This is a genomic window from Mycobacterium sp. 29Ha, assembly GCF_032883055.1.
GTDB classification, from domain to species: Bacteria; Actinomycetota; Actinomycetes; order Mycobacteriales; family Mycobacteriaceae; genus Mycobacterium; species Mycobacterium gallinarum.
The window spans coordinates 413977-428876 of the sequence record NZ_JAMQTI010000001.1; the positions used below are offsets into that span (position 1 = coordinate 413977).

General features: G+C 66.1%; 15 protein-coding genes. 2 read left to right on the forward strand and 13 right to left on the reverse strand.

What is annotated here, in order from left to right; translation table 11 throughout:
• Nucleotides 1–7: 7 nt before the first annotated feature.
• The 5 genes from M1248_RS02035 to M1248_RS02055 are packed head-to-tail and all read right to left on the reverse strand — an operon-like array spanning nt 8 to nt 5111.
• Nucleotides 8–1009 carry an alpha/beta hydrolase gene (locus M1248_RS02035; RefSeq protein WP_317147403.1) on the reverse strand — a complete coding sequence of 334 codons (1002 nt, stop codon included), beginning with the start codon at nt 1007–1009 and terminating at the stop codon, nt 8–10.
• Entirely contained in the window at nt 1006–1860 is an 855-nt protein-coding gene (locus M1248_RS02040) for an SDR family NAD(P)-dependent oxidoreductase (protein WP_163729695.1), read from the reverse strand. Before M1248_RS02040 ends, M1248_RS02035 begins: the two co-directional genes overlap by 4 nt.
• Nucleotides 1857–2342, reverse strand: a complete 486-nt coding sequence (locus tag M1248_RS02045) for a polyketide cyclase (RefSeq protein ID WP_163729694.1) — start codon at nt 2340–2342, stop codon at nt 1857–1859. Before M1248_RS02045 ends, M1248_RS02040 begins: the two co-directional genes overlap by 4 nt.
• A gap of 28 nt (nt 2343–2370) precedes the next feature.
• On the reverse strand, nt 2371–3948 hold the full coding sequence (locus M1248_RS02050; protein WP_163737343.1) for an acyl-CoA synthetase: 1578 nt from the start codon (nt 3946–3948) through the stop codon (nt 2371–2373).
• A gap of 11 nt (nt 3949–3959) precedes the next feature.
• Nucleotides 3960–5111, reverse strand: coding sequence for an acyl-CoA dehydrogenase family protein (locus M1248_RS02055; protein ID WP_317147404.1), 1152 nt, complete (start codon nt 5109–5111; stop codon nt 3960–3962).
• A 100-nt stretch (nt 5112–5211) separates the two neighbouring features.
• On the opposite strand from M1248_RS02055, the gene M1248_RS02060 reads away from it, so the two are divergent.
• Both M1248_RS02060 and M1248_RS02065 read left to right on the forward strand, forming a co-directional pair.
• Complete coding sequence (locus M1248_RS02060; RefSeq protein ID WP_317147405.1) at nt 5212–7134, forward strand: NAD(P)/FAD-dependent oxidoreductase; 1923 nt, start codon at nt 5212–5214, stop codon at nt 7132–7134.
• Nucleotides 7131–8018 carry an SDR family NAD(P)-dependent oxidoreductase gene (locus tag M1248_RS02065; RefSeq protein WP_317147406.1) on the forward strand — a complete coding sequence of 296 codons (888 nt, stop codon included), beginning with the start codon at nt 7131–7133 and terminating at the stop codon, nt 8016–8018. The genes M1248_RS02060 and M1248_RS02065 overlap by 4 nt, the downstream gene beginning before the upstream one ends.
• Here the strand turns inward: M1248_RS02065 and M1248_RS02070 are convergent.
• From M1248_RS02070 to M1248_RS02105, 8 genes are all read right to left on the reverse strand, one after another.
• Nucleotides 8015–8647, reverse strand: coding sequence for a Dabb family protein (locus M1248_RS02070; RefSeq protein ID WP_317147407.1), 633 nt, complete (start codon nt 8645–8647; stop codon nt 8015–8017). The genes M1248_RS02065 and M1248_RS02070 overlap by 4 nt on opposite strands.
• The gene (locus M1248_RS02075; RefSeq protein ID WP_163737337.1) at nt 8640–8987 is read right to left on the reverse strand and encodes a hypothetical protein; all 348 of its coding nucleotides are present in this window, start codon (nt 8985–8987) and stop codon (nt 8640–8642) included. The genes M1248_RS02070 and M1248_RS02075 overlap by 8 nt, the downstream gene beginning before the upstream one ends.
• Nucleotides 8980–9915, reverse strand: coding sequence for an alpha/beta hydrolase (locus M1248_RS02080; RefSeq protein ID WP_317147408.1), 936 nt, complete (start codon nt 9913–9915; stop codon nt 8980–8982). Before M1248_RS02080 ends, M1248_RS02075 begins: the two co-directional genes overlap by 8 nt.
• A complete protein-coding gene (locus M1248_RS02085) occupies nt 9912–10730 on the reverse strand; it encodes an IclR family transcriptional regulator (RefSeq protein ID WP_163737334.1) in 819 nt (272 codons plus the stop codon). The genes M1248_RS02080 and M1248_RS02085 overlap by 4 nt, the downstream gene beginning before the upstream one ends.
• A 147-nt stretch (nt 10731–10877) precedes the next feature.
• Entirely contained in the window at nt 10878–12341 is a 1464-nt protein-coding gene (locus M1248_RS02090; RefSeq protein ID WP_163729689.1) for an FAD-dependent oxidoreductase, read from the reverse strand.
• 3 nt (nt 12342–12344) lie between these two features.
• Nucleotides 12345–13253: a biphenyl-2,3-diol 1,2-dioxygenase gene (bphC, locus tag M1248_RS02095; protein ID WP_163729688.1), complete on the reverse strand. Its 909-nt coding sequence runs from the start codon at nt 13251–13253 to the stop codon at nt 12345–12347.
• Nucleotides 13254–13256: 3 nt separating this feature from the next.
• Nucleotides 13257–14435, reverse strand: coding sequence for an acyl-CoA dehydrogenase family protein (locus M1248_RS02100; protein WP_163729687.1), 1179 nt, complete (start codon nt 14433–14435; stop codon nt 13257–13259).
• An 88-nt stretch (nt 14436–14523) separates the two neighbouring features.
• Nucleotides 14524–14793, reverse strand: coding sequence for a 2Fe-2S iron-sulfur cluster-binding protein (locus tag M1248_RS02105; protein WP_174262060.1), 270 nt, complete (start codon nt 14791–14793; stop codon nt 14524–14526).
• Between the last annotated feature and the right edge of the window lie 107 nt (nt 14794–14900).

Here is a 14900-nt window from a genome sequence, read left to right on the forward strand (position 1 = left end):
GGTCTCCTTACTGACTTTGTTCGCTCGATTGTGGGCTGCACCGCTCTGCGGGCGGACCAGGGTGTCCGGTGATCGGGAAGTTCACCGGGTTGTCGAACTTCGCCCGCAGCAGGGCGCCCACCTCAGCGATCGCCAGCCGTCCGCGAGCGGTGGCGTCCGACCGCATCAAGAACCCGTGATAGGCGCCGGGATAGCGCGTGAGTGTGGTTTGCACGCCGGCGTCGCGCAGCCGTGACGCGTAGCGCTCGCCCCAGTCGCGGATCGGATCGCATTCTGCGGTAACGACTATGGCGGGCGGCAGTGCGCTCAAGTCGGCCGCATGGGCCGGCACCCGGTACTGGTCGTGCGGCGCGCCGCTGCCTGCGTCGGCCAGCTCATGCATGTAGACGATGTCGTCGTGGCTGAGCATCGGCGCATCGGGAAGTCCGACCATCGATTCCACCGTCATGTCGCGGTCGAGGCCCGGGTAGAGCAGCACCTGGCACGCGATCGTGGGACCGCCGCGATCGCGGGCCGCGAGCGCCACCGCCGCAGCGAGTGAGCCACCGGCACTGTCTCCGACGACCGCCAGTCGTGTGACGTCGACGTCTATGCGCTGTGCGTGCTCCGCAACCCACTCGGTGGCCGCGTATGCGTCGTCGAACTGAGCGGGCGCGGCGAACTCTGGAGCCAGCCGGTAGTCGACCGACATCACGGTGGCGTTGGACTGGGCGGCAAGGGTTCTCGCCAGTGGCTCGAATGAATGGTTGGACCCCATCACCATGCCGCCGCCGTGGAAGTAGACCAGCACGGGCGCGTCCGTCGTGTCCGTGGGGCGGTAGATCCGAACGGGAATTCGGCCGGCGGGCCCGGGGATCGCGCAGTCGTCGACGTTCGCCATGACAGGCATGTCGTCGGGATGCGGTGCGGACTCGATCGCGTGTCGCACCGCCGCCAGGCCGCGCTCTCGCATCGGCGGGATCGGACCAAACGACGCGACACGCGCGGCGGCATCCGGGTCGAGCGTCATTGCTGTTCGGGGTCGAACCGACGGCCCGACCGTAGTGCCGGCGGACGTTGGGAGACCAGGGCTTCCGCGCGTTCCGCCATCGCCGAGCCGACGTAGTCGGGTTGGGTCAGAAGGTAGAACCGCCCCTGGGCAGCTTGGTCGAAGACGACTTCGGCCGCCGCGAGCGGGTCCATGGCGTCGGCCTTGATGTCGAGCATGGCGCCGCGCTGCGACTCCGCGGCGGCGACGTCACCGGTGTCCACACCACCGGCGGATTCGAAGATGTTCGACACCACGGCACCCGGCAGGACCGCTTGGACGTGAATGTGGTTGTGGCCGGCCAGTTCGACCTCGAGGCGTAGGCACTCGGTGAGCGCCAGCACCGCGTGTTTGCTCATGATGTACGGCGTCTGCAGCGGCACCGAGGCGACGCCGCCGATCGACGAGAGGTTCCACACCCACGCCGGTTCACCGGCGGCGATCATCGGCGGCAGAAATGCTCGCACGCCGTGGAAGACTCCACTGATGTTGATGTCGACCAGTCGATTCCAATTCTCGACGGGGGTGTCCCATAGGAACCCGAACTGCTCGACACCTGCGTTGTTGACGAGCAGCCGCACCGGTCCGACGTCCCGGTACGTGCGTTCGGCGAGTGCGGACACCGCCTCCGGATCACGGACGTCGCACACGACGTCGATAGCGCCCGCGCCCGCTGCTACGAGCTCGTCACGAAGCGCCGCAACCGCATTGGCATCGATGTCGGCCAGCACCACCGTCATGCCCAGCGAGCCGGCATGTCGGGCAAGACCCGCGCCGATGCCTGCGCCTGCACCGGTGATAACGGCGACGCCACCGTCGAAGGGTGTGCTCACGTGCCTGCCGTGGCGGAACTCTTGGCGCTGTGTTCAGCGAAGGGAATCGAATCCTCGGCGTCGAGCACCACACTCATCGACGTGAAAACCAGGCCATGGTCGGCCCGCCGTATCCCGACATCGACGACGCCACTGGACACATCGAACGGGACGTTGTTGGTGATCTGGTTGACATACAGATAGAAGCGCACGTTGGTCACGGCGCCTTCGCTGCCTGTGCGGAAGATGTTGGTCGCGTGATGGCGCAACGGGTAGGGGTTCTCGTTCCGGTGCTGCGTCAGCCACGCCAAAGTCTCGGCACCGCCGTGCAGCTCGGCGGCCAGCAGATGCTCGAACGGGCACTGGCCCGAATCCGAACGACTGAGGTACTCCATTTCGTCACCGATCCGGGTGGCCAGCTCATCGAAGTGGCCCTGGTCGTAGTGGTACCAGAAACCCGCGATGAACTCCTGGACGTCGGTCAACGTGATGGCTTCGCTCATGGCCACCAGTCAATAGCCGCCACCTGCGCTACGGCGCGAAGGCGTCCGGTGAGTGGAACGGTTTTTCTGACCCGAAACGGGTGCGAAGATCACGCTTGAGCAGCTTGCCGCTGGGGTTCTTCGGTAACGCATCGACGAAGTGGAGCCGTTTCGGCGTCTTGTACCCGGCCAGGTGGCTGCGGCAGTGGGTGAGCAGTTCGGCCTCGGTCGGGCTCGCGCCGTCGCGCGGGACGACTGCCGCGACAACAGCCTCCACCCAGACCGGATGCGGGACACCGAACACTGCGACTTCTTCTACGCCCGGATGGCCGTACAGGACTTCTTCGACCTCGCGGCTGGCGACGTTCTCGCCGCCTGTCTTGATCATGTCCTTCTTGCGGTCGACGACGTGCAGCAGCCCGAATTCGTCGTAGAAGCCGAGGTCTCCGGAATGGAACCATCCGCCTCGGAACGCTTCCGCGGTGCGTATCGGGTCGTCGAGGTAACCCAGCATGAGCTGCGGTCCGCGGTGCGCGATCTCTCCGACCGCTCCGGCCGAAACGGGGGTATCGGTGTCGTCGAGGATGGTGGTCTCGACGTTGATCGCGGGCCGGCCCGCCGCACCGCCGTGGTCTGCCTGATCGGCCGGACCCAATGCGCTTGCCAAAGGGGCCATCTCGGTCTGGCCGTAGAAGTTCCACAACTGCAGGTCAGGCAGGCGCTCGCGGAGCTCGAGCAGGATTTCTGTGGGCATCGCCGATGCGCCGTAGTAGCCCTTGCGCAGGCTGCTCAGGTCGACTTCGTCGATGATGGGCGAGCGCAGCAGGCTGATCCAGATGGTCGGCGGGGCAAAGAAATTGGTCGCCCCGTGGTCCTCGATGCTGCGCAAGATCACCTCGGGATCGGGACGCGGAAGGATGATGCTCGTAGCGCCCAGGTAGATATCGGTCGCCAGGAAATTGTCGAGCTGGGCACAGTGGTAGAGCGGCATCGAGTGAATCTCGATGTCGTCCTCCGACATCGACCCGGCCACGATGGTGCTGACGTAGTTGGACACCAGGCTTCGGCTGGAGTGCATCACGCCCTTGGGGCGCGATTCGGTGCCGCTGGTGTACATCAGGCGAAGCAACTGGTCATCGGCGATCTCGACGTCGGGTGGCAGAGTGGTGGTGGTCAGCCAGTGCGCGAAGTCTTGCCAGCCGTACGGTGCGCGTTGCCCGTCGGCGTTCAACGCTACGGTGGTGAGCGACGATCCGTTGCCGGCCATCGCTGCGTCCGCCGTGGGGATCAGGTCGTGCTCGACGATGAATCCGCGGACCCCGCTGTGGCCGAGGATGTAGGCGATCTCGTCGGCGGTGAGCATGAAGTTGATCGGCACGAGCACGACACCCGCCCTCGCGGTGGCGAACGCAAGTACCGCGTACTGCCAGCAGTTGTGGGCCAGCAATGCCACGCGGTCACCGGGCGAAAACCCGTTGTCCCGCAGCGCCGCCGCGGCGCGGTCGACCAGCTCGTCGAATTCGGTAAAGGTCAACGTGACGTCGCCGTCGATGAGGGCGACCTTGCTGGGATGCCTGCGGGCGGTCCGGCGCGGGATGTCGCCCAGGGTGTGGCTGCGCACCTGCATGCGGTCGTCCTTCACTGCGCGAGCTTCAGTTCGCGGCCGATGATCTCGCGCATGATCTCCGAGGTGCCGCCGTAGACACGGGTGACCCTGGCGTCCATCGCGGAGCGGGCGATCGGGTACTCGCGCATGAACCCGTAACCGCCGAACAGCTGCTGGCAGGAATCGAGGCACCGAAACTCCATCTCCGTCGCCCACAACTTGGCCTTCGCGGCGTCAGCGGGTGACAGCCGCCCGGCATTGAGCTCTATGACGCAGCGGTCGACGAACGCCTCCGCCACCGACACCTCGGTGGCGACATCGGCGAGGACGAATCGGGTGTTCTGCAATGCGCCGATGGGTTTGCCGAATGCGGTGCGGTCGCGCACGTAATCGATCGTCCAGCGCAACGCCGCGCGGGCGCGACCGAGGCTGCCGACCGCGATCTGCATCCGTTCCTGCGGCAGATTTTTCATCAGATATTTGAATCCGCGCCCCACCTCGCCCAATACGTTCTCTTTCGGCACCATCACATCGGTGAAGATCAGCTCCGACGTGTCCTGGCAGTGCAGTCCGAGCTTGTCCAGGTTGCGGCCGCGCTCGAAGCCGGGCATCCCGCGCTCGAGCACGAGCAGCGTCAGGCCGCGGTGCCTGTCGGCTGAGGTGCGCACGCAGGTGATCACCAGATCGGCGTTCTGTCCGTTGGTGATGAACGTCTTGGCGCCGTTGACGCAGAAGTGATCTCCGGCGTCGACGGCCGAGGTGCGGATTCCGGCCACATCAGAGCTGGCGCCGGGCTCGGTCATCCCGATGGCCGCGATGAGGTCTCCGGCGACGAAGCCCGGCAGCCACCGAGCGCGTTGTTCGGCGCTGCCCAGGTCGGCAAGATAAGGCAGGCAGATGTCGTTGTGAACCGCGAAACTCAAACCGACGGCACCGCAGTCTGCATCCATGAACGATTCGATCAGGACCTGGTTGTAGCGGAAATCGTGCGCTTCGACGCCACCGAATTGTTCGCCGGCCGCAAAGCCCAGCAGCCCAACGGCTCCGGCTTTGGCGAACACCTGACGTGGGATGATGCCGTCGTCCTCCCAGGCGGCGATGAACGGTGCGACCTCCTTGCGTGCGAAATCGCCGGCGAGTTCTCCGAATGCGCGGTGGTCGACTTCGTAATGCACGCGATCCATTGCCGCAGAGTAGGCACGTGTGCACTGCGGAGACGATGAGTGTCCCGCTCAGTAGACATGACGACCCGCGGCCATCGTCACGGCATCGATACTCCGTTGTGTGATCACTGATGCCGAAACCGTTCGGGCGACCACCGGTTCCGGGTTCGATCCTGTCGAGCTCCGAGCGAACCTGCGACAGGCCGACCCGGGTGTGCTGGTTGCGGTGCTGGCTCAGCTCACCGGCGACGCGTCGGTGATCGACAGGTTCGGGCCGGCGATCACACACGTGCCCGACCCGCCCGAGCGTGCGGGTGTCACCGACGCCGAGACCGCGGAGGCATTGGCATCGGCAGTCCTCGACGCGCTCGACAACCCGTCGGCTCATCGTGTTGCCGACGACCCGGAACGGTTCACCCGGCTGCTGCCGCTCGCGCTCGGCTCTGAGGTCGACGACGAGTTCGTTCCGCTGTTGCTCGAACAGGGCGGCTTTCAGCTGTCGCAGCCGACATTGCCACGCACTGTGCCGATCCCGGCGACGACGAGTGTGGCGATCATCGGCGCGGGTCTCGCCGGGATGATCGCTGCGTTCGCTGCCGCGGACGCCGGCGTCGCGTACGAGATCTTCGACCGCAACGACGAAGTCGGAGGGACCTGGCTGACGACGACCTACCCGGGGATCGGTGTGGATACGCCGTCGGCGTACTACTCGCTGTCGCGTGAGGTGAATCCCGACTGGACGAGCTACTACCCGCAGGGTGCGGAGTACCAGGCGTACCTGGTGTCGCTGGCCGACAAGTACCGACTGCGCGACCACATCCGGTTCGGCACCGAGGTCGAGGCGCTGACGTGGGAGGAAGACCGACGGCAGTGGCGCATCGAGACGGTGGATCGCGACGGCCATCGTGGGATCAGCTATGCCCGCGTGGTGATCACCGCCGCCGGATACCTCAACCGTCCACGATGGCCGGAAGTCGGCGGCCGAGAAACATTCGCGGGCACGAGTATTCATTCGGCGCAGTGGGACTCGTCGCTGGATCTCACCGGTAAGCGGGTCGCGGTCGTCGGCGCCGGCTGCACGGCCGTGCAGATCGTCGACGCCTGCGTCGATGAGGTCGCGCACTTGACGGTCTTTCAACGTCAGCCGCACTGGGTGGCGCCGCGTAAGCGGCCGACCGACGATGTGCCCGAGTTTCGGCGCTACCTGGGTCGCCATCTGCCGTACTACGCGAACTGGCACCGGCTCAAGTCGTACTGGGCCACGTCCGACAACAACTATCCGGTGATACTGCAAGATCCGGAATGGGCAAGTGAGCACCTGTCGATCTCACCTGCCAACGACGTGCTGCTGCAGATGTGCCTGGAGTACATCGACCGGACCTTCGGGGCGGACAGCGAATTGGCGAAGAAGGTGACTCCTGATTTCGCACCGTACGGCAAGCGCATCATCCGGGATCCGGGTGGCTACTACGCGGCACTGACCCGCAGTCACGTCGACGTCGAGGCCAGCGAGCCCGCCGAAGTCAACGAGCGGGGGATCGTCACGGCCGACGGCCGCCAAATCGATCTCGACGTCATCATCTACGCCACCGGCTATCACCTGGACTTCCTGTCGACCATCGACATTCGTGGTCGCGATGGTCGCACTCTCGCCGGGGAATGGGGCGACAGTCCCCGCGCCTATCGCGGTGGCACGGTACCCGGCTTCCCCAATCTGTTCATCAACTCGGCACCGAATTACAGTCCGGGTCACGGTGCGGGTGCGAACTTCTCGATGGAAGTGATGGCGCACTACATCATCGAATGCCTGCAACTCATGGCACTGCGCGGGGCGACGGCGATCGAGGTGACGCAGCAGGCGCACGACGACTACGTCGCCGCGATCGACGAGGCGATGGCGGGCACAGTGTGGTGTCACACGCCGAATGCGCACACGTATTACCGCTCCGGGTCGGGCCGTGTGGTGGTGGCCACTCCGTACCGTCTGGTCGATCTATGGCATCAGCACCGGGCGCCCATCGAAGAGCATTTCGAACTGCGATGACTCAATTGCTGAGCGGAAAAACGGCTTTGGTCACAGGCAGTAGCCGGGGGATCGGTCGGGCGATCGCGCAGCGCTTGGCGGCCGAGGGCGCGACGGTCGTGGTGACGGCGCGTTCGTTTGAGCCGTCGCAGTCCTTGCGTTGGGGATCGTCCGCGGCGCTACCCGGCACGATCGGCGAAACCATCGAGCTCATCGAGGGGGCGGGGGGACAGGCGATCGGGCTGGCGGCGGATCTGGAGAATCCCGATGATCGCGACCACCTCGTACAGCGGGTAATCGAGCGCACCGGCCGGCTCGACATCCTGGTCAACAACGCTGGTTTCGCTGACTATTCGATGGTCGAGGACATGTCGCTGGACACCTTCGAACGCACAGTGGAGCACTATCTACGGGTGCCGTTCGTGTTGACCAAGGCGGCGGTGCCCGGTATGCGCGCACAAGGCGCGGGCTGGATCGTCAACATCGGATCGGTGACCGGGGTCGCGCCGGTACGGCCGTACCGCGAGTACAACAAGACCTCGGGCGACGTGGTCTATGCGTCGGTCAAGGCGGCCTTGCATCGGTTCACGCAGGGGGTCGCCGCCGAACTGCTCGACACGAACATCGCGGTCAACTGTGTTGGTCCGTCCACTGCAGTGCGCACACCCGGTGCCTCAGCGCTGATTCCGGACACCTTCCCGACGGAACCAGTCGAGTATCTCGCCGAGACCGTGTTGGCGATGTGTCACCGGCCCGCTGCCGAGCGCACGGGGTTGGTGGCTTTCAGCCTGCACTACCCATGGTCTCAGCAACTCGCGGTACACACCCTCGACGGCAGCTCGGTGCTGCCGCCGTTGGAGCCACCGAGCACCGCGAACCCGAACATCCTGCCGGCCGGAGCCTAAGCCAAAACCACGGTGTCACTGCGGCAGAAGCTGTGACACACCCGGTCCCGGACGATCACTTCGGGACACTCCGGATCGAACCATCGGTCCACATGGGCCCAGTGGATCGGGTGCATCAAATACGGTCCCATCAGGCCGTCGACGTCGGTGAAATGTTGCTCGAACACGTGGGTCCATTGCGACGCACCGATAGCGCGCTCCACCCGGCTCAACTGCCATGCCGTGATCGTGCGCACATAGTCCGGCATCAGATTGAGGTCGCTCTCGAACCGCTCGACGAGGGCCTCATCGGCTTCGGGCGACACCCGCAGCAGCAGGGTCCGATAGACACTCGCGGGCTGCTCAACCGCGGTTTTGCTTGCCGCACCGCGATATTCGACACCGTCGACGTGTTCGACCGCGGCGGACTCGAGCGCACGGTCGAGTTCGGCGGTTGTGTCGGTCCGCCTCTCTAGATCGGAGAAGCGGAGGTGCACCAGAATGTCGCCGCCGTTGCGGACACCGGGCAGCGTCGGTTCGATGAGGACGTGCGCTGCCGCCGATGCGTCCGCAACGGCACGGAGGGCGGGAATCAGTGCATGGGGTTCATCGCCCGGTGCCAGGTGGATCAGCCTGGTGAGATTAAACATCGCAGAGTTCGTCGACATCGTCGGCAGCGGCGGCCACGCTGCGCGACCGTTGACACACCAGCTCGCCGATCGTCGTCCACCATCGGCCGACGCTGGCGTCGGGCCTGCCCTTCCACGTCATCTCCCACCACGCCTGCGCACTCGGCAGCGACCAGCGGACGGTGACCGTGTTGGACTGATCGGTGAACCAAATGGGTGGGCTGACGAGGATGTCGCGCAACGTCATTCCGCGTTCGCGGGCTCCAGGAGCGTATTCAGCGAGGTATCGGTCGATGAATTCTTTCGCCCGTCCCGGCTGCGTCACCACATGGTCGACGACATAGACCGCACCGTCAGACATGCGCACCGGCGAGAATCGTGGACAGGTCTTCGCCCGCTCGCCTTCGTGCCTGCTGGGCAAGCTCGAGCACGGGCATGGTCATGAACCCGTGAACGGCGCCCTCGTAGTGACGATGCGTCAATCGAACGCCTGCAACTTTGAGCGCCTCGCCGAATGCGATTCCTTCATCCCGCAGTGGGTCGTGACCCGCCGTCACGACTACGGCGGGTGGCACACCGGACAAGTCGGCGGATAGCGGTGCAGCGTATCGATGTTCGCGGTCGACGGGGGAGGGCACGTACTGGTCCCAATACCACTGCAATGCGGGTCGGGGGTTGTAGTACCCTTCGCCGAACAAGCGATACGACTCCGTGTCGAATCGCGGAGAGATCATCGGGTACAGCAGCAACTGCGCCGCGAGCGTCGGTGCTCCGCGATCGCGTGCCATCAGCGCGACCGTTGTCGCGATATGGCCACCCGCACTGTCGCCACCCACAACTATTCGGCCCGGATGGCCGCCGAGGGCGTCCGCGTTGCGGGCAGCCCAGTGCGTCACCGCGAACACGTCTTCAGCGGCCGCCGGCCATGGCGCTTCCGGCGCCAGCCGGTATGCGACGGAAACCACTACGGCGGGAATCAGATTCGCCAAGCTGCGGCACAGTCCGTCGTGGCTGTCGAGGTCGCAGAACACAAACCCGCCACCGTGGGCGTACACCATCGTCGGCACCGGCCCGGACGCTGAAACGGGGCGATAGATGCGCACCGCGATATCGCCCGCGGGCCCGTGCACGGATACGTCGCGGACGTCGCCGACCTCTTCGGATGTCGCCGGCGCGACGAATCGGGACCTGATCGTCGCCCGCGCCGTCGCGCCGGTCATCGTGTGCACGGGCGGAAATCCGGCGTCGAGCGCTTCGATCATCTCGGCGATCTGCGGATCGAGCGTCATGCGTACTGCAGCTCCGCGACCGGGCGCGCGGCGCTGCGCAGTGGCCGCGCGTGTTGCAGGGTTGGTGCCACTCGCCGCGGCCCGTCTTCGACGTCGCGCCATATCCCCATCGCGGTCATGCGCACCGGCGCCGCGAGACGCTGGTCGAACGTCATTCGGCTGACAGGGCCGCACACCGATACCGCCGCGACAGCTTCTCCCGGGCCGCCGATGGGCGCTGCGACACAACCGAATCCGGGCACCGACTCTTCGCGGTCGAACGCTACGCCGCGGCCGCGAACGTTGGCCAGTTCAGCGCGCAGCTGCGCGGGCGTGCTGATCGAGTACCTGGTCTTGCGGGTACTGAGATCGACGACGTCGGCCTCGCTGTTATAGGCCAGCATCGCCTTGCCCACCGCCGCGCAATGCGCGGGCTGACGACCGCCCACGCGGGTGGGTATCGCTGCCACCATCCGGTCGCCGATCTTCTCCAGGTAGACCACGTCGGAGCCGTCCAACACGGCGAGATGGACGACCAGTCCCGTCGCGCGATGCAGATCATGCAGCAACGGGATCGCTGCCCGGTGCAGCCGGTCCTGGTGCACGGCGAGCGAGCCGAGCTCCACGAGCCGCATCCCCAGCTCGTAGTCGCGGCCGTTGCGGCGCAGCCAGCGCAGCGCGACCAATCGTTCGAGCATCCGGTGCGCCGATGACCGGGGCAGGCCCGTGCGACGAACGATCTGGGCCAGGTTCAGGCGTCCGGGTCCGTCGAAGGCGTCCAACACGAGCGATACCCGATCGATCACAGCACTCGGAGTTTCGACAGCCCCGGACATCGTGGTCATGACGCCTCCTCGCATATGACTAATAGGAATATGCCTATTTGTAGCATATTGGTGTGGCGGCTGTCACGTAGGCACGCGGAAAATGACGCAGACCACCACCGATGTGCGGTGGTGGCCTGCGGGAATGCTGGAAGTGCCTTACCCCTCGGCTGCAGCGCGGCCTGCGCGGCGGCCGTAGAAACTGCCGTCACCCAGCGAGATTCCGCTGGCATAACCCCACGCCGCGACACCCGCAGTGCAGCGCCCCGCGGCATACAGGCCGGGAATCGGTGCTCCGCTGACGTGCAGCACCTCGGAGTCCAGCGTGGTCTGCAGGCCGCCCAGCGTGAACCCGGCGCAACTGCCCCGGAGATCGATGGCGCCGACGGGCGTTCCGATGGGCTTGAGCCATTCGGGCTTCTTGTGCAGCAGCGGATCCTCGCGGCGCGCAGCGGCCTCGTTGTACGCGCTGACGGTGGCCTGCAACGAACCAGGCGGAAGGCCGATCTCGCCCTCGAGTTCCGCGACGCTGTCGCAGACCCACGTCGCCGGACGTTTGAGGAACGGTGTCGGAGAGGTCGCGGCCATCGCCTCCTCCTGCGCGTCACCGTCGATGATCAGGTACGCGGTGTCGTCCTGGTGATACAGCGTGAGCTGACCGATGCGGCCGGAGTACATGTCCTCGGGGACATAGCGCTGCCCGCGCCCGTTGACGAGGATGCCCCGCACGGTCTGCTGCGGGTCGACGAGGAATGCCACTTCGGTGGCGTCCATGTGCGCGAGATCGGCGCCCAAAGCCTGCGCCATCCGGATCGCTTGGCCGTCATGCTGTTCGATAGATGCCGCGGGCCGCCCGACGAGCTTCGGCGCGTACTGAGCCAGCATGGCGTCGTTGTAGGCGAAGCTGCCGGCCGCAAGCACGACGCCGCGCCGCGCGCGGATCGCGACCGGTTTGCCGTACTGGCGGGCGATGAGCCCAACGACGCGGCCGTCGGACTGCACGACCAACGAGGACGCGTGGACGTCATACACAGCGCGAACGCCGAGCGATGTCGCAGTGTCGACGAGTGGCTTCATCAGCATGTAACCGGCGCTGGCCTCGCCGGCCTTCTTGTTCGACATCTGCGGAATATGGCCCCGCGGAGCGGGTTTCGCGATGGTGTTGAACGGGAAGGCGTTCTCGCCGCCGGTGAACATGAGGCCTTCGTCGCCGGGCGGCTCCCAGCCGGGCTCGCCCCAGAACACCGGTTTGAACGGCACACCGCAGCGCACCAGCCAGTCGAAGTGGTCGACGCTTCCGGCGCAGTAGTCGCCGACGCGGTTCGCGTCGGCGCCCGGGCCCATCGCCACGTTGAGGAATGCGACCATGTTGTCGACGGAATCGTCGAAGCCACAGGCTTTTTGCAGGTCGGTGCCGCCGCCGAGGTAGATGAACCCGCCCGCCATCGCGGCGGCCCCACCCCAGCCGCCGGTCCGCTCGAGGACGAGGACGTCGGCGCCGGTCGAGGCGGCTTCCACCGCCGCGGCCGCACCGGCGATGCCGTACCCCGCGATCACGACATCGGCTTCGTAGTCCCAACTCTCGATCTCATCAGCAGACCTGGGGTAGACGTCGGTATCCATCGGCTACATCCGCATCGCGGCTGGCGGTTCGCCCATCCACTGGTGACCCCAGTAGCTGTCGGCGGTGATTTCCTCTGCGGTGTAATACCGTTCGTCCACCCGCATGCCTTCGGTGCCGAACTCGATGTCCCAGTCGCCGGGTGCACGGACGTAGAAGGACACCATCTTGTCGTTGGTGTGACGCCCCAGCGTCGAGGACAGCTGGAAACCCTCCGCATTGACGCGGTCGAGCGCTTGCCCGACCGCGTCGAGACTGTCCACCTCCACCATGACGTGGACCAGGCCGGGTTTGTCCTGGTTCATCGATGGGCAGATGGCCAGGCTGTGGTGCCGCTCGTTGATGCCCAGGAAGCGAACCCGTATGGGACCGAACTCCGGCGGGGCGGGGACCCGGAAGGCTCCGCGCGAGCGGAAACCCAAGACGCCGGTGTAGAAGTCGAACAGGCCGTTGGCATCCATCGCGGGAACCACCACGTGGCCGAGACCCTGGTCGCCGGTCACGAACCGCGCGCCGAACGGGGTGATGACCGGGCTGTGGTCGAGCACCGCGCCGTGGAAGACCTCCAGCGTCGTACCCGCTGGATCGGAGAACGTGATCACTTCCTCCACGCGCCGCTCGTCGGCCTCGGCGGGGGACAGGTCCTTGAACGCGATCGACGCGGCGTCCAACGCGGCTTTGACTTCCACGAGCGCGGCGTGGTCGCGCACCTCCCAGCCGACCGTCAGAACCCGGTCGACGTCGCCGGGTACGACGATGATGCGCGCTGCGCGCTCGTCCATCCGCAGGTACAGGGCAGAGGGATCGGGACCCGATCCCTCGGCGAATCCCAGTACGCCGAAAGCGAACTGACGCCACCGATCGATATCGCTGGCCGCAACGGTAATGTAGCCGAGACTCCTGAGAGTGCTCATCGGTCAGATCAGCGCCCGCAGCGGACCCTCGGGGTCGACGCCGAACGAGCTCAGCGCCGACGCGTGATATGGCGTGCCGGGAATGTGGATCGCGTGGGCCAGACCGGCGTGCGCGTCACGCCAGTACCGTTGCAGCGGTTTGTCCATCCGCAACGCGTTACCGCCCGATCGGGCGAAGATCTGGTCGACGGCGGCGACCGCGCGCCACGCCGCGCGCACCTGTGTCCGTCGTCCGGCGGCACGGTCTTCGAAGGACACCTCCTTGCCGGTGTCGACGATGTCGTAGATGCGGTCGACGTTGGCCAGCAGTTCCTGGCGGGCGGCGTTGATGTCCGCGGCGGCCTCGCCGATGGCGTACATGACGTACGGGTCGTCCTTGACCGCACCGTAGGCGCCGACGCGGTCACGCTGGTAATCGAGGTGGGCGGCCAGCGCTCCCTCGGCGATGCCGACCACCGCGGACGTGATGCCCAGCGGGAACATGGTGGACCATGGCATGAGGTACAGCGTCGACGACATCCCGGCCTTGCGCTGGGCGGTGCCGTCCATCACCTCGGTGGCGTCCATCGTCCGGTAGTCGGGGACGAAGGCGTCACGCACGATGACGTCCTTGGACCCGGTGCCACGCAGACCCACGACATTCCAGGAGTCCTCGACGATCTCGTAGTCCTTGCGCGGCAGGATCATGTGCAGCATCTGCGGCGGCATCAGCGGTTTGCCCTCGGCGTCACCGAGCATCGCGCCGAGGATGATCCACTCGCATTGGTCGGTGCCCGAGCTGAACTGCCAGCGGCCGTTGAAGATGTAGCCCCCGTCGACCGGCCTGGCCACACCCTGCGGCGCGTAGGGCGACGCGACCCAGGTGTCGACGTCGGCGCCCCAGATCTCCTCGGCCACCCTGGGATCGGCGTAGGCCAACTGATAGGGGTGCACGCCGACGACGCCGTTGATCCATCCCGCAGCGGGATCGAGCGTCGCCGTCGCCATCACGGTCTCGGCGAACTCGCGCGGATGGACCTCGTAGCCGTTGTACTTGGCGGGTTGCAGCAGCCGGATATTGCCGGCCGTCTTCATCGCCTTGGCTGTCTGGTCGGTGAGTTGGCCGATCTTCTCGGCCTCGGCGCCCTGCTCACGCAGTTGGCCGGCCATCTCCATCACTCGGTCGATTACCCGCTCGGTCATGCTCTCGTCCTTACTGTGTGGGCTTGATTCATGGTCTACCTCAGGTCGCCCCGACGCCGCAGGCAATCCCGGTCAGTGGACTGCGCCGTCAAAACTGGATGTGCACCGAGGCGGAGACGGGTCTTGTCTGACACGCCAGGATCAGGCCGGCCCGCCGGTCCTCGGGTTCGAGGACATCACTGTGCGCCATGTCGACCTCGCCGGAGACGACGCTGCACACGCACGAGCCGCACCGCCCCTCGCGGCATGAGTGGGGCACGTCGATGCCCGCGGCGAGCAGTACGTCGACAAGTGTGGACTGCGCCGGCCAGTCGATGCGATGCAGTTTTCCGTCGAGATCCACGTCGGCTCTGGCCATGGCGGACAGTGTCGGCCCTGGGCGGCTGAGACGGACAGCTGCCGTCCGGTGTCCGGGATCCGAAATCCTGAGCGTCCGGTCACCGGGAAACCGCCCGGCTCGGCGGC

Excerpts from the sequence above, each read along its gene's own strand:
- M1248_RS02050 (WP_163737343.1), bottom strand. The coding sequence starts at position 3,948 with ATGCAGGTGCGCAGCCACACCCTGGGCGACATCCCGCGCCGGACCGCC.
- M1248_RS02045 (WP_163729694.1), bottom strand. The coding sequence starts at position 2,342 with ATGAGCGAAGCCATCACGTTGACCGACGTCCAGGAGTTCATCGCGGGT.
- M1248_RS02070 (WP_317147407.1), bottom strand. The coding sequence starts at position 8,647 with ATGTTTAATCTCACCAGGCTGATCCACCTGGCACCGGGCGATGAACCC.
- bphC (WP_163729688.1), bottom strand. The coding sequence starts at position 13,253 with ATGAGCACTCTCAGGAGTCTCGGCTACATTACCGTTGCGGCCAGCGAT.
- M1248_RS02090 (WP_163729689.1), bottom strand. The coding sequence starts at position 12,341 with ATGGATACCGACGTCTACCCCAGGTCTGCTGATGAGATCGAGAGTTGG.
- M1248_RS02105 (WP_174262060.1), bottom strand. The coding sequence starts at position 14,793 with ATGGCCAGAGCCGACGTGGATCTCGACGGAAAACTGCATCGCATCGAC.
- M1248_RS02065 (WP_317147406.1), top strand. The coding sequence starts at position 7,131 with ATGACTCAATTGCTGAGCGGAAAAACGGCTTTGGTCACAGGCAGTAGC.
- M1248_RS02035 (WP_317147403.1), bottom strand. The coding sequence starts at position 1,009 with ATGACGCTCGACCCGGATGCCGCCGCGCGTGTCGCGTCGTTTGGTCCG.
- M1248_RS02100 (WP_163729687.1), bottom strand. The coding sequence starts at position 14,435 with ATGACCGAGCGGGTAATCGACCGAGTGATGGAGATGGCCGGCCAACTG.
- M1248_RS02080 (WP_317147408.1), bottom strand. The coding sequence starts at position 9,915 with ATGACGCTCGATCCGCAGATCGCCGAGATGATCGAAGCGCTCGACGCC.
- M1248_RS02055 (WP_317147404.1), bottom strand. The coding sequence starts at position 5,111 with ATGGATCGCGTGCATTACGAAGTCGACCACCGCGCATTCGGAGAACTC.
- M1248_RS02075 (WP_163737337.1), bottom strand. The coding sequence starts at position 8,987 with ATGTCTGACGGTGCGGTCTATGTCGTCGACCATGTGGTGACGCAGCCG.
- M1248_RS02085 (WP_163737334.1), bottom strand. The coding sequence starts at position 10,730 with ATGTCCGGGGCTGTCGAAACTCCGAGTGCTGTGATCGATCGGGTATCG.